This is a genomic window from Pseudomonas sp. GW821-FHT12A04 (assembly GCF_058807755.1).
Map to the genome: position 1 here is coordinate 19288 of NZ_JBXAQZ010000015.1, position 14248 is coordinate 33535.

12 protein-coding genes are annotated in these 14248 nt (G+C 60.7%); 7 read left to right on the forward strand and 5 right to left on the reverse strand.

The features are described 5' to 3' along the window. Positions 1–85: 85 nt before the first annotated feature. The 5 genes from AC1RS8_RS22585 to AC1RS8_RS22605 are packed head-to-tail and all read left to right on the forward strand — an operon-like array spanning position 86 to position 5802. Positions 86–1660, forward strand: coding sequence for a glycosyltransferase (locus AC1RS8_RS22585; RefSeq protein WP_489338992.1), 1575 nt, complete (start codon positions 86–88; stop codon positions 1658–1660). Next, positions 1654–2958, forward strand: coding sequence for a glycosyltransferase (locus AC1RS8_RS22590; RefSeq protein WP_489338991.1), 1305 nt, complete (start codon positions 1654–1656; stop codon positions 2956–2958). Before AC1RS8_RS22585 ends, AC1RS8_RS22590 begins: the two co-directional genes overlap by 7 nt. Continuing rightward, positions 2955–3821, forward strand: a complete 867-nt coding sequence (locus AC1RS8_RS22595; protein WP_150814931.1) for a class I SAM-dependent methyltransferase — start codon at positions 2955–2957, stop codon at positions 3819–3821. The genes AC1RS8_RS22590 and AC1RS8_RS22595 overlap by 4 nt, the downstream gene beginning before the upstream one ends. Next, a complete protein-coding gene (locus tag AC1RS8_RS22600) occupies positions 3818–4975 on the forward strand; it encodes an acyltransferase family protein (RefSeq protein WP_489338990.1) in 1158 nt (385 codons plus the stop codon). The genes AC1RS8_RS22595 and AC1RS8_RS22600 overlap by 4 nt, the downstream gene beginning before the upstream one ends. Continuing rightward, positions 4969–5802: a class I SAM-dependent methyltransferase gene (locus tag AC1RS8_RS22605; protein WP_057713908.1), complete on the forward strand. Its 834-nt coding sequence runs from the start codon at positions 4969–4971 to the stop codon at positions 5800–5802. Before AC1RS8_RS22600 ends, AC1RS8_RS22605 begins: the two co-directional genes overlap by 7 nt. A 74-nt stretch (positions 5803–5876) precedes the next feature. On the opposite strand, the gene AC1RS8_RS22610 is transcribed toward AC1RS8_RS22605, so the two are convergent. The 5 genes from AC1RS8_RS22610 to AC1RS8_RS22630 all read right to left on the reverse strand — a co-directional run bounded on the left by AC1RS8_RS22610 (position 5877) and on the right by AC1RS8_RS22630 (position 11101). Next, positions 5877–6665, reverse strand: coding sequence for an SDR family oxidoreductase (locus AC1RS8_RS22610; RefSeq protein WP_489338989.1), 789 nt, complete (start codon positions 6663–6665; stop codon positions 5877–5879). A gap of 46 nt (positions 6666–6711) precedes the next feature. Continuing rightward, entirely contained in the window at positions 6712–8259 is a 1548-nt protein-coding gene (locus AC1RS8_RS22615) for an amino acid ABC transporter permease/ATP-binding protein (RefSeq protein WP_150814934.1), read from the reverse strand. 64 nt (positions 8260–8323) lie between these two features. Further along, entirely contained in the window at positions 8324–9118 is a 795-nt protein-coding gene (locus AC1RS8_RS22620; RefSeq protein WP_057713911.1) for an ABC transporter substrate-binding protein, read from the reverse strand. Positions 9119–9164: 46 nt separating this feature from the next. Then, positions 9165–10235, reverse strand: coding sequence for an isopenicillin N synthase family dioxygenase (locus AC1RS8_RS22625; RefSeq protein ID WP_154947765.1), 1071 nt, complete (start codon positions 10233–10235; stop codon positions 9165–9167). A gap of 14 nt (positions 10236–10249) precedes the next feature. Further along, positions 10250–11101, reverse strand: coding sequence for a sugar phosphate isomerase/epimerase family protein (locus AC1RS8_RS22630; protein WP_489338988.1), 852 nt, complete (start codon positions 11099–11101; stop codon positions 10250–10252). A gap of 561 nt (positions 11102–11662) precedes the next feature. Here AC1RS8_RS22630 and AC1RS8_RS22635 point away from each other — a divergent pair. Together AC1RS8_RS22635 and AC1RS8_RS22640 are read left to right on the forward strand one after the other, a co-directional pair. After that, positions 11663–12973 carry an MFS transporter gene (locus AC1RS8_RS22635; protein ID WP_057713914.1) on the forward strand — a complete coding sequence of 437 codons (1311 nt, stop codon included), beginning with the start codon at positions 11663–11665 and terminating at the stop codon, positions 12971–12973. Between the two features lie 25 nt (positions 12974–12998). After that, the gene (locus AC1RS8_RS22640) at positions 12999–14228 is read left to right on the forward strand and encodes a Zn-dependent hydrolase (RefSeq protein WP_489338987.1); all 1230 of its coding nucleotides are present in this window, start codon (positions 12999–13001) and stop codon (positions 14226–14228) included. Positions 14229–14248: the final 20 nt, after the last annotated feature.

Genomic DNA, 14248 nt, shown 5'->3' on the forward strand with positions numbered 1-14248 from the left:
CGAGCGCCAGTAAACACGGACTCGAACCGTATCCTCCCCGTCATAGCGTGAGGCTGCCGGGATGGCGGCGTCACCGTGGGATGCCATGAATTTTATTCTTTACTCCGACGTCAACGACAGCTCCATCAGCCAGAGTCTCGGCCGTCCAGAATACAGTTACTACTTCGTGCTCAAGGCGTACCGACCGTTGTTCGAAAGCCTCGGGCCGGTGCATGTGGTGTCATCGGCCGCCGAGGTCGACCCGCTGTATCGGCAGTTGCAGCAGGCCGGCCAGGACTGCCTGTTCATTTCGTTCGCGCCACCGCACAAGACCCCCACCGACTTGCAATGCCCGATGGTGTGCGTGGTCGCCTGGGAGTTCGACAGCATTCCCGCCGAGCACTGGGACAACGATCCGCGTCAGGACTGGAGCCAGACACTGGCGCGCCTGGGGCGAGTGATCACCTTGTCCACCCACACCGCCGAAGCCATCCGCCGGACCCTGGGCGACGACTTCCCGGTGCTGGTGCTGCCGACGCCTTTGTGGGAACGCTTCGCCGGCATCCGCCAGCAATATCCCGGTACGCCGGTGAACGCGGGTGCCACGTTGCAGATCAAGGGTTGCATCCTGGACAGCCGCTCGATGGGGTTGTCCGCCGATGGTTTGATCGCGCCGATCACCGAGCAACCGCCGCAGGAAATCGCCGAGCCCGAGCCGGAACCTGAACCTCCGGTGCCGCCGTTGACCCTGCGTCGACGCCTCTTCATTACCAGACATTACCTGCTGTTGTGGTATCGCGAAGCCGTACGCGATCTGGTGCCGGATGCGGTTCGCCCATGGCTGGCCAGGTTTCGCACGCCTCAAGCGTTGCCGGTTGAACACGCAGTCGGCGAGGCGCCCGCACCGGATGAGCCGGCAATCAGCGAACCCCCCGTGCAGGACGAACATCCACAAGCGGCTTTCCCCGACACCAGCGAAACGGTGGAAATCGAGGTCGATGGCGTCATCTACGTGAGCGTGTTCAACCCCGATGACGGGCGCAAGAACTGGCATCACCTGATCACGGCGTTCTGCTGGGCGCTGCGTGATGTGCAAGACGCCACGCTCGTGTTGAAGATGACCCAGAACGACCTGTCGACCTATTACGTCGAGCTCATGACCTTGCTGTCCCAGCTCTCGCCCTTCGCCTGTCGCGTGGTGGTCATGCACGGTTATCTGCAGGACGAGCAGTTCGCCCGGCTTTATGGTGCGGCGAGTTACTACGTCAACGCTTCACGTTGCGAAGGCTTGTGCCTGCCGCTGATGGAGTTCATGTCCTGCGCCCGGCCTGTCATCGCCCCGAACCACACGGCGATGCGCGACTACATCGACAAGCGTGTGGCTTTCGTCGTCAAGTCCAGCCAGGAGCCGACGATCTGGCCGGAAGACGCGCGCATCCTGTACCGCACATTGCGCCACCGTCCGGACTGGGGCTCGTTGAAAACGGCTTATGAGAACAGCTACGCGATGGCAAAGAATCAGCCGGACGCCTGGCAGGCCATGGCGGACGCGGCCAGCGAACGCATGCGCCAGTACTGCAGCTTCGCGCCGGTGCAGCAGCGGCTGGCGCTGTTCTTCAAACAGGAACCTGCCCGTGACGTCGTGCCGGTGGTTGCCGAAACGGGGGCTGCATCGTGCTGATCATCATTCATTCGGAAACCAACAAGAGCAACATCCAGCAGAATCTTGGGCGGCCCGAGTACAGCTATTACTTCGTCCTCAAGGAATTCCGCCCGGTGCTCGAACGGCTGGGGCGGGTGATCGAGGTCAGCAACCCGGACGAGTTGGTCGATCGGCTGTATTTCGATTGCCTGAGCCGGGGCGAAGACTGCGTGTTCCTGTCCTTCTCCCCGCCGCATCGCACGCCGGTCCACTACGCGTGCCCGACGATTCCGGTGTTCGCCTGGGAGTTCAGCACCATTCCCACCGAGAGCTGGCAGGGCGAACCACGGCATGACTGGCGGACGGTGTTGGGCTCCAGCGGGACTGCGATCACCCACTCCAGTTTTACCGTGAATGCCGTACGCGATGTGATGGGCCCCGATTACCCGATCAGTGCTATCGCAGCACCTGTCTGGGACCGTTTTGCCGCCCGTGGCGAGCTTCTGGACAAGCGTCCGGTCGTGGGCCCCACGCGCCTGAACCTGCGCGGGCTATTGATCGACAGTCGTACCACGGACTTGCGCCCCTACGGCCCCGAACGTTTGCGCGAAGGCACGCCGATCGCCTTCGACCAACCGCCGCGCGATTGTGAGCTGGTGCTCGAGGGCGTGGTCTACACCTCGGTATTCAATCCCTACGACGGACGCAAGAACTGGAAGGACATGATCAGTGCGTTCTGCACTGCCTTTCGCGACACGCCCGATGCGACCCTGGTGCTCAAGCTCACGCACCATGACATCGCCAATGCTTTGAACGACATGCTGCACCACGTCTACAAGAATCAGTCCTACCAGTGCCGCATTGTGCTGATCCACGGCTTTCTGTCCGACATCGACTACGAGCGCCTGGTCGAGGCCACCAGTTACGTCGTCAACTGCTCCTACGGCGAAGGGCAATGCCTGCCGTTGATGGAGTTCATGTCCTGCGGCAAGCCGGCCATTGCGCCGCTGAACACCGCCATGGCCGACTACATCGACCGTGACAACGCGTTCATCGTCGAAGGCACCGACGAACTGACCTCCTGGCCCCACGATCCTCGCGCAGCGTATCGTACCCTGCGTTACGTCACGGATTGGGACTCACTGTGTACGGCATTTTCCGCCAGCCATGACGTCGCCAGACAGGACGTCGAGCGCTATCAGCGAATGTCGGCCCATGCCGTGGGCAGCCTGCAGGAATTCTGCAGCCAGGCCGTTGCCGAACAGCGCCTGAAGGCGGTGTTCGAGCAGTTGCTGCAACGGCGTGAAGCAAACTGCGCACAAGCGTCGGGCACATGATTCGGCGCCTGCTTGCGAAGTTGCGGCCCGCACCGGTAGCGGTCGCCCCACCAGAAACGCGGGTCTCGCCCAGGGACATCGGGTTGTACGATGCCCTGCTCGACGGCTGGTTTCTCGGCGACAGCGGTGAATTGCTCAAGGGGTTTGCCATCACCGCCGACGACACCTTGCTGGATGTCGGCTGCGGTGAAGGCGTGGCGACTTTGTTCGCGGTCCGCCAGGGCGCGTCGGTGATTTTCACCGACAGTGAACACGACAAGGTCCGCGAGCTTGCCCGACAAGTGGCGGCGCAATCAGACAAGCCGAGCCTGGGGCTGGTCAGCAACAGTTTGCCTCTGCCATTGGCCGAGGGCTGCGCCAGCAAAGTCGTGTGCATGGAAGTACTGGAACACATCGATCAGCCAGAACCCTTCATGGCCGAACTGGTGCGCATGGGTCGCCCCGGCGCGCTGTACCTGCTGAGCGTACCGTCCCCGGTGGGCGAACATTTGCAGAAGGGCATCGCTCCGGCCAGCTATTTCCAATCGCCCAATCACGTACAGATTTTCAGCCCCGAGCGATTCGCCGCGCTGGTGGAAGACGCGGGCCTGGTCATCGAGCATCGCCAGGCGTCCGGTTTTTTCTGGGTCATGGGCATGATTTTTTTCTGGGCCAGCGAGCGGGCTGCCGGGCGTGAATTGGGTGGCGCGGTTCGCGACCGGATTCAGGCGCCGTATCCGCCGCTGATGGAGAGCTGGGCGAAAACCTGGCAGGACTTGCTGGCCCAGCCCGACGGGTTGGCGATCAAGCAGATGCTGGATCAGTTCATGCCCAAGAGCCAGGTGATCATTGCTCGCAAACCTCATGTCCAGGAGGGCGCATGAGCAACGAAAAACGGATCATGGACATCGAGTTGCTGCGCGGCATTGCGGTGCTCGGCGTGCTGTTTCATCACCTGCAGGACAGCCTGTTCGCGGCGGCCGTGCCGTTGTTGCAAGCCATCACGCTGTACGGTCAGCCGTGGTGGGGCGTGGATCTGTTTTTCGCGATCTCGGGCTTCGTCATTGCCCGCAGCCTGATCCCGGCCTTGCGCCGTTGCACAACGCGTCAGGAATATTGGCAACAGACGCGTAATTTCTGGTTGAGACGGGCCTTTCGATTGCTCCCTTCAGCCTGGTTATGGCTGGCGCTGATGTTGCTGGCGTGCCTTTTTCTCAACCGCTCCGGCGCGTTCGGCACCCTGCACGCGAACATTCAGGCGACCCTGGCCGGCATCGCCCAATACGCCAATTTCCGCTTTGCCGACAGTTTTTATCACTACGAGTACGGCACCAGTTTCGTGTACTGGAGCCTGTCGCTGGAAGAGCAGTTCTACCTGCTGTTTCCGCTGATGATCGTGCTGTTTCGCAAGCACCTGGTGTGGGCGTTGCTGGCGCTGGTTGCGGTGCAATTGTTCACCTTGCGCACGCCGATCCTGATGGTAGTGCGCACCGATGCGCTGGCCCTTGGCGTGCTGTTGGCGATGTGGAGTACGCAACCGTCGTACCTGCGCTGGGAGCCAAAATTCTTGCGTCGTCCATGGGCGGGCGTTGCCGCATTGATCGCGCTGTCGTTGCTGCTCAGCTTCCTGGCAACGGATCGTTTCACCTTCACCTCTTACCGGATCGGCGTGATTGCGGTGCTGTGCGCGCTGCTGGTCTGGATCGCTTCTTACAACCGCGATTACCTGTTGCCGCGCGGCGTGTTCAAAAACCTGATGACGTGGGTCGGCAGCCGTTCCTACGGGATTTACTTGATCCATATCCCGGCCTACTTGCTGGTTCGTGAATTCATTTTCCGTTTGCAGGCTGCCGGGCTGCCCAGTCCGGCTGGCCATCCGATCTTGATGTTGCTGATGGCTGGCGGCCTGATCGTGCTGCTGAGCGAACTCAACTATCGCGTCATCGAAATGCCCATGCGCAACCGCGGCGCCTCGCTGGTCAAGCGCCTGGGCACTTCCCGAACAGCCGTCACATCCTCTGGAGCCACCTCATGCTGAGCCTTTTGAAGAAACTCACGGCGGGCACGCCCGCGCCTGTGCAGCCAGAGACCCCGCCCGCGGCGCCAGTGGCGGAGAAAGTCGACCCTTATATGCTCGGCTTGCACGATGCGATGCTCAGCGGCTGGTTCAATCAGCAGACCGGAGAACTGTTCAGCGGATTCCCGGTGACCCCCGAGGACACACTGCTGGATGTTGGCTGCGGCGACGGCGGCAACGTGCATTTCTGCGGGATGCGCGGGGCGAAGATCATCATCGCCGATATCGACGCGGCCAAGGTCGAAGCGACCCGCCTGCGCCTGAGCGATACACCGGCCCGCGACGTCGAATGCCATGTCACCGACTGCAACCCGCTGCCGATTGCCGATGCGACCGCCACGCGGGTGGTGTCGACCGAGGTTATCGAACACGTGGACGATCCGGCGCAGTTCCTCGCTGAACTGGTACGCGTCGGTAAACCGGGCGCGCTGTACCTGCTGAGCGTCCCGCATCCCAGCTCCGAAGACCTGCAAAAAGATATCGCGGCGGCCGAGTATTTCCAGAAGCCCAACCACATCCGCATCATCAGCGAAGAGCAGTTCAAGGCCATGGTCAGCGATGCCGGCCTGGAAGTGATCAGCCACAGCCAGTACGGGTTCTACTGGTCGATGTGGATGCTGTTGTTCTGGGAAGCTAAGGTCGATTTCAGCAACCCGGACCATCCGTTGCTCAACCACTGGGCGGATACCTGGCAGGCGATCCTGGCTTCGCCACGGGGCGCACAGATCAAGCAGGCGCTGGATGCCGTGGTAGCCAAGAGCCAAGTGATCATTGCGCGTAAACCCTGATCAGCAATGCTCGCCCGGGCGAGGCCGCGAACTCAAGCCTGATTGCCCGGGTACACCTGCATAGCCCTTGCCCATTATTGGCTGGAGCGAACGGCCCCTCCATCAATCAACAGGTTCTGCCCGGTCAGGTAGCCCGCATGGTTGCTGCAAACGAAGGCACACAGCGCACCGAACTCTTCGGGTGAGCCGAAGCGTTTGGCAGGAATTTCGCTACGGCATTGGCCAAGGAACTCCTCGCTGTCCTGCCCCGACTCCTGGGCAGCAGCGACCAGGTTGTCACGCAGTCGATCGGTGTCGAATGAGCCTGGTTGCAGGTTGTTGATCGTCACATTGCGACTGGCGATGTTTTCTTGCCGGGCAAGCCCTGCGATAAAACCCGTCAGACCACTGCGCGCGCCGTTGGACAGGCCCAGGCTTTTGATAGGGGACTTCACGGCACTCGACGTGATGTTGATGATTCGACCGAATCCACGTGCCGCCATACCGTCTACCGTTGCCTTGATCAACTCGATAGGCGTCAGCATGTTGGCATCCAGCGCCTTGAGCCAGGCGTCGCGATTCCATTCGCGAAAATCCCCGGGGGGAGGGCCTCCAGCGTTGTTGATCAAGATATCGAAATGCTCATGGGCCATGAGCGCTGCCGCCCGACCCTCGGCCGTCGAAATGTCTCCGGCTACGGCGATGACCGTCACTTCAGGATTTAGCGCTCTGAGCTCACGGGCTGTTTCATTGAGCGTGTGCTCGCCGCGTGCGGTGATCACCACGTTCACGCCTTCATGGACGAGTGCCTGTGCGCAGGCTTTGCCCAGACCTTTGCTGGCGGCGCATACCAGCGCCCAGCGTCCAGCTATTCCCAGATTCATGTGCGTTTTCCTGAAATAAGAATGCTCAAAGAAAGTGGTTGCCTATTCATGCATGATCCACCGTTGCAGACCGGCTTGGCGATCGAGCACTGATGCCCATGAAGCGCCGCACTCGTTCTCCTTCGGCATCGCATCGTATGGTTTCAGGTGCGGCATCCAGTTGGATATTACCGTTCTCCATGAATACGACCCGGTCGGATATCGACATGGCAAAGTCCATTTCGTGGGTCACGATCAGCATGGTCATGCCCTCTTTGGCCAGGTCGCGGATCACGTTCAGCACGTCGTTGACCAGTTCCGGGTCGAGGGCCGAGGTCGGCTCGTCGAACAGCATGATCTGCGGTTCCATCGCCAGGGCTCGAGCGATCGCCACACGCTGTTGCTGCCCACCGGAGAGCTGGTGCGGGTACTTGTGGGCATGGGCCAGCAGGCCGACCTTGTCCAGTAGCGCATAAGCACGATGTTCACTCAGCTCGCCCGGCTGGCCATGGTAACGGGGCGCCAGGGTGACGTTGTCGAGAATGGTGCGGTGCGGGAACAGGTTGAAGTTCTGGAACACCATGCCGATGTGCCGCACGCCTTTGCGCAGGCGGGTGCTGTTGGGTTTGTCCGACGCTTCGATGAATTTTTCGCCGAACAACAGAATGTCGCCGGTATCGATGGTTTCCAGGCCGTTGACGGTGCGGATCAGCGACGTCTTGCCGGAGCCGGATGGCCCGATGATCGAGACCACCTGGCCGTACTCGACATTCAGGTCGATGCCCATCAGCACCTGGTGGGTGCCATAGCTTTTCTGGATGTTCTTCAGTTGCAGGATGGGCGTCGCATTGTTGCCTGCCGCTTTGCGCGCAGTGTCGGGCAACGCTTCGGCGCTGGCCCTGAAGTTGGCTATGGCGGCCGCGTCGAGTGTGTGAGGCTTGCGGAAGTTCAGGTCCAGGTAGCGCTCCAGGCGCTGCAGGAAAAAACCGAACACGGTGACGATCAACACGTAATAGACGCCTACCGCCGCCAGGGTTTCCATGACCAGAAAGTTGGTGGCATAGAGGCGTTGGCCGACCGTGAGGATTTCGGTCAGGGAGATGACCGAGACCAGCGATGTCAGCTTGACCACCGTGATGTATTCATTGATCAGCGTGGGCAGCGAAATACGGAATGCCTGGGGGATCACGATCAAGCGTTGCATGCCGAACAGGCCGACACCCAGCGCGCGCCCGGCTTCCTTCTGGCCTTTGGCCACGGAGATCAGGCCACCACGATGGATTTCCGCCATGTACGCCGCTTCAGTGACCACCAGGGCCAGCAGGCCCGAGTAGAAGGGGTTGGACAGAATCGGTCCGCTACCGGGAAACAGTTGCGGCAGGTTGTAGACGAAGACCACCAGCACCAGCAACGGAATGCTGCGGAAGAACCAGATGTAGACCGCTGCGGGAATGCGCAGCAAGGGCGTGTGGGACAGCTTGGCCGTGGCCAGGACAAAACCCAGCAGCATGCCGATGAACCAGGCCAGGGCGCTGAGCTGGACCACCGTTACGCAGGCCTTCCAGAAGTCCGGCAGGGAGAACAGGGACAGGAAATATGACCAATCGAATTGCATGGGGCACCTCGATCTGCCGCCCCGGTGCAGGGGAGGCAGATGACCAGACTACAAGGACAGGTTCTTAATTGGCAGTCGGTTCTTCCAAGCCATATTTCTGGAGAATTGCGGCGTATTCACCGCTCTTTTTGCTCTCCTCGAAGGCCTTTTGCACGGCCTGGAAGGTTTCGTCGTTACCTTTCTTGACGAAGATGCCCAGGGTTTGCTGATAAATCGGATGCTCGGTGGTGATCACTACCCGGCCGTTGGTCTTTTCCGCGATCATTTTTGCCGCGCCGGCGATTTCAACCTGGGCCTGAATGTTCCTGGACAACAAGGCCTGGGTCACTTCGGGGGCCGAAGGGTACTCGCTGACGGTGATGGCGCCTTTGTTGTTCGGCACGCAGTAGTCGTCGGAGAGCTTCTTGAATTCCTTGACCCAGGTGGTGCCCTGTTCCAGGCCCAGTTTCAGGCCGCACAGGTCTTCAGGCTTCTTCGCATTGATCTCGCTGCCCTTGGGCACCATGACCGCGGCACCGGTGTTGGCGTAGGCGATGGTCTGGGCCTGAGTCTGGCGCTCAGGCGTGATGTACATGCCGGAAATGACTGCGTCGTACTTGCCGGAGTTCAAGCCCAGGATCAGGCTTGGGAACTTGGTGTCGACGAACTCCACCTTGGCGTTCATGTGTTTGGCCAGTGCCGTTGCCAGTTCGGGGTCCGAACCCACCACGTTTTTGTCCTTGTCATAGGACTCAAAGGGAGGGTAGGTGATCTCCATGCCGACCTTGAACGTGTCAGCCGCGGCCATGCTCACCGAGGCACCGAACATACCGGCTGCCAAAACAGCCAGGCTCAAAAGGTTCTTCTTATTGTTTTTCATGATTTACTGACTCCGGCGTAGGTAGGGGGTTAGCTGAAAACTTCAATCAGGACGGTTGAGCCTGATTTTTCAAATGTCCGAAACTGGCGGGCTTGCGTGCCTTGCCTGGCAGTTGAACTTCCCCGTTGGCCACCCTTTGGCGCAGATACTGATAGGTCTGCAGCGCCTGGCCATACATGTGTTCGCCGATGGTGATTTCTTCGTAGTCGTTGCCTGCCTGTGCGAACCCGGGCAGTGGTTTGATCTGGGTGTGATAGTCGCAGGCATAAAACAGCGGAAAGGAATAACGTTCCTCCTTCACGCTGCGCACCCGGTGCGCGGTGGCTACGAATGCGCCTGCGGTCATCACTTCCAGCATGTCGCCGATGTTGACCACAAAGGCATCGGCAATCGGTGGTGCATCGATCCATTGGCCAAGGTTGTTCATCACCTCAAGGCCTGGTTTATCGGCCAAAAGGATGGTGAAACACTCGTAATCAGTATGGGCTCCAAGACCCGGTGCGTCATGGGCGGCACCGTCGAAGGGGTAGTGGATGAGGCGCAGCTTGGACGGCGGACGGGTGACCAGGCTGTCGAAGTAGTTTTCTTCCAGGCCCAGGGTCAGGGCGAAGCCACCGAACAGGCGCCGGCCCAAGGCGAAGATGGCTTCATAGTAGGCCTGCACCGACGCCTTGAAACCTTGCAGCTGCGGCCAGTCATTGGGCCCCAGCAATGGCGTGTTGGTCAGCACCAGCGGGTCATCGGCCGGGACTTCGAAGCCGACGTCAAAGGCTTCCTTGTGGTCCGGCTTGCCCTTGGAATAGACCTCTTCGCCTTCGGGCACAAATCCCTTGTGGGTTTGGGAGGTGCCGATGTAGTGCTGCATCTTGGTGTCGAAGGGCTGGTCGAAAAAGTCCTTGGCAGCCTGGCGCAGGTTGGCGATCAGTTGCGGGTCGATACCGTGATGGGTGATGTAGAGGAACCCGACCTCGCTGGCGGCGCGCCCCAATTGTTCGGCCACGGCCAGGCGGTGTTCCAGTTCAACGCTGAACAGACCGGCGATATTGACCACCGGGATGCTGTTGAAGTTGGCTTTGTGTGTGTCAGTGCTGGCGCTGTTGTTTTTATTGTCAGGCATGACGCATCGGCTCCCTAAGGATGGCTTGAGTGGCTGAAACGGTTGAAGTGTTCGCGCTCGGTCTGGCCCATCCACACGTTCAACGACCACAGGTCGGCAACCGGGACATTGGTGAAGGGCAAATGATGCAGGTAGCCGTCGGCGCCGAATTCCGGGGTCAGGGTGCTGACCTGGTAACCGCGGGTTTGCTGCGAGCGCCAGATGCTTTCCCAGTGCTGCTGGTGGAAGGCCAGTTCCCTTGCATATTCGGGAGCCGCCGGGTGCGGAACCTGCGGGCCCTGGTCGTAACCGACCCGGGCCTGGATATGGTGAACCCGCTCGATGAAAGCGCTCAGGTCATCGGCCGGGTCATTCAACAGGCGCTCGCAGGTCACGACCCAGTGGCTGATGTCACTGGTGAACAACAGATCGGGCAATTGCCGGATCAACTCCAGAGTCACCCAGGGGTTGAACAGCGAACGCGAACGGTGGGTTTCGAAACTGCAGACCTGGCCGTGTTTGCGCGCCAGATCCAGCGCCTGGCCGAAAAACTCCACTTGCTGTGGCAAGGACCATCGGTCATTGCCCGCCAGCACGTTGACGAAGCGTGGGCCGAGTTCAGCGGCCCAGGCGAGTTTCTGGTCGAGGTCATTGAGGTGAATGGCGGGGGACGCCGACTGGTCCGGCAGCACGTCATACGCGGTGAAGACTGTGCTGATATAGCCCAGGCGATTGGCCTGGAGAAAGGCGCCAAACTCGGTCCGTTCACGGGCGTCCAGTGGCAGGCGTGCTTCCATGCCATCAAAGCCCGCTTGCAGCAACTCCTCGAGTGCCTGAGCCTTGCTGGCGGTGTAACCCCACAGCGTGCGAAAAATTTCCAGCTTCATCGGTGATCCTCAAAAATCCCAAGGCCTACTGCAAATGCACTTCGACGGCGCCAGACTGCCAAGAGGCTGGTTCGCTGTGGAGTCGATGTTAGGCACAGGCCGCGCACTGAAAGAATCTGAAAGTTCAAATGAATACTTCAGACTTTCATTAACAAATAGCTTGCTACTTATAGCGCTGGCCGGAAGGGGTTTTCTGGGCGAGAACCTGTCTACGTTGGCTATTAGCGAGAGATGCCATTGTTGCGGCATCATTTTGAAGAGTCCCAAGCGACCCCGGGCCGATGAGGGTTCGCTTTTGATCGATTGCTGCCTGTCGAGAAGAGCCGCGACCTGTAACTGACATTGCAGACCCACGTTTACATTCTGCTCAACGCCTGTGCGTTGCACACCGCGTTCGACTGTCGCTCTCAATTATAAGCTTAAGTAATACTTCGAATAATAAATAGAAAATTGACTAATCATGGTCCCGGAACGAAAAATCATCCCCAGACCGGCGCCGCCAGAGCGCTGCGGATTTGCCGTTTCTCTCCTGCCAGAAAAATAACCAAAGGAGCCCGACCCATGAAGCCTCAAGCTTCGTCCCAGCCGCGCCGTGCGGCCGCCGCTGCCTTCATTGGCACCATGATCGAGTGGTACGACTTTTACATCTACGCCACCGCCGCCGCGCTGGTGTTCGGTGCGCTGTTCTTTCCCTCGGACGATAAGCTGTTCAGCACCATGGCCGCTTTCGGCACCTTCGCCGTGGGTTTCTTTGCGCGGCCGTTGGGCGGGATTGTCTTCGGTCATATCGGTGACCGCATCGGCCGCAAGAAGTCGCTGATCATCACCTTGTTGATGATGGGCGTGGTCACGGTGTGCATCGGCTTGCTGCCGACTTACGCGCAAATCGGCGCCGCTGCCCCGGTGCTGCTGATTCTGTTGCGCATCGTCCAGGGCATTGCCGTGGGTGGCGAGTGGGGCGGGGCGGTGTTGATGGCCGGCGAGCATGCGCCGAAAGGCCGGCGCAATTTCTTCGCCTCGTTTGCGCAACTGGGCAGCCCGGCGGGTTTGATCCTGTCGCTGCTGGCCTTCAGCGCCGTCACCCGTCTGCCGGAAGAAGACCTGATGAGCTGGGGCTGGCGCCTGCCGTTCCTCGCCAGTTCGCTGTTGCTGCTGGTGGGCCTGGCGATTCGCCTGGGGGTCAATGAGTCGCCGGAGTTTCTCGCCAGCCGCGAATTGGCGAGCAAAAACAAACGCAAGGAGCAGGCGCCGGTCATGGAAGTGCTGCGCACCGCGTGGCGTCCATTGTTGCTGTGCATCGGCGCCAACACCCTGGGGATCGCCGGGGTGTATTTCACCAACACCTTCATGATCGCCTACACCACTCAGCAACTGGAACTGCCGCGCTCGCTGATCCTTGAGTGTCTGTTTGTCGTCGCGATCATCCAGTTCTGCATTCAACCGCTGGCGGCCTGGGTCGCCGAGAAGATTGGCGCCACCCGCTTCCTGTGCCTGGTGTCGCTGCTGGCGATGGCTTCGCCGTACCCGATGTTCGTGCTGGTCAGTTCGGCCCAGGCGCCGCTGATCATCCTCGGCATTGCGTTGGCGGTGGTGTGCATGGCGTCGTTCTACGCGGTGATCGCCGGCTACGTCAGCGGCATGTTCGAGACCCGTGTGCGCTACACCGCGATCTCTCTGGCGTACCAGATTTGCGGCGCTGTGGCCGGTGGCCTGACGCCACTGATCGGCACGCTGCTGGCACACAGGTTCGTCGGCCAGTGGTGGCCGATGGCGGTGTTCTACAGCCTGATCGCCGCGACTTCGCTGCTGTGTGTGCTGTCCCTTGCCCGTCGCCATGCCAGCGCTGAACGCCTGGAACTGGCCAAGGCCTGACCCCCGAATTTTCCTGGAGAAACACATGTTGAAGATCAATGGCGAACGCCTCTGGGCGAGTCTGATGGCGATGGCCGAAATCGGCGCCACCGCCCGTGGCGGCAGCTGCCGCCTGGCCCTGAGCGACGAGGACAAGGCCGGTCGGGAACTCTTTGCCCACTGGTGCCGCGAAGCCGGCATGACCCTGAGCGTGGATGCCATCGGCAACCTGTTTGCCCGCCGCGCCGGCACCGATCCTGATGCAGCGCCGGTGATGATGGGCAGCCACCTCGACACCCAGCCCGAAGGCGGGCGTTTCGACGGCGTGTACGGCGTGCTCGCCGGTCTGGAAGTGGTGCGCTGCCTGAACGATCTGGGCATTCAGACTCGCAAGCCGCTGGAAGTGGCGGTGTGGACCAACGAAGAAGGCGCACGCTTCACCCCGGCCATGTTCGGCTCGGCGGTGTTCACCGGGATCATGGATCTGGACGTTGCGCTGGCGGTGCGCGATATCGATGGGATCAGCGTCGCCGAGGCGCTGCAACGTACCGGTTATGCCGGCGAGCGCCCGCTCGGCGGCGCGGTGGATGCGTACTTTGAAGCCCACATCGAGCAAGGGCCGATCCTCGAAGACAACGCCAAGAGCATCGGCGTCGTCAGTGGCGGCCAGGCGATTCGCTGGCTCGACGTACGGGTCGAAGGCATGGCGGCCCACGCCGGCACCACGCCTATGCCGCTGCGCAAGGACGCCTTGTACGGCGTGGCGCAGATGATCCAGGCCATCGAAGGCCTGGCGGCGGACTTCGCTCCCGAAGGCCTGACCACGGTCGGTGAATTGAGCATCAACAAATCGTCGCGCAATACCATTCCGGGGCTGGTGAACTTCACCGTCGACCTGCGTCATCACCGTGATGAAACCATCGAGACCATGGAACAACAGGTCCGTGCGCGGCTTCAGGCGATTGCCGACGCTCGCGGTTTGAAACTGGCGATCACCCCGCACTGGATCAGCCCGGCGACGCCGTTCGACGTGGACTGCGTGGCGGCGGTGCAACAGGCCGTGGACGCCCTGGGCTACGCTCAACAATCGATTGTCAGCGGCGCCGGACATGATGCGATCCACCTGGCGCGGTACTGCCCGACAGCGATGGTGTTCATCCCGTGCGTGGGCGGCCTGAGCCATAACGAAGCGGAAGATGTGCTGCCCGAGGATGTGCGCCAGGGCACCGATGTGTTGCTCAACGCGGTTCTGTCGCGCGCCGTAAAAATCGACTGAGCGCTATCTCTGTGGGAGCG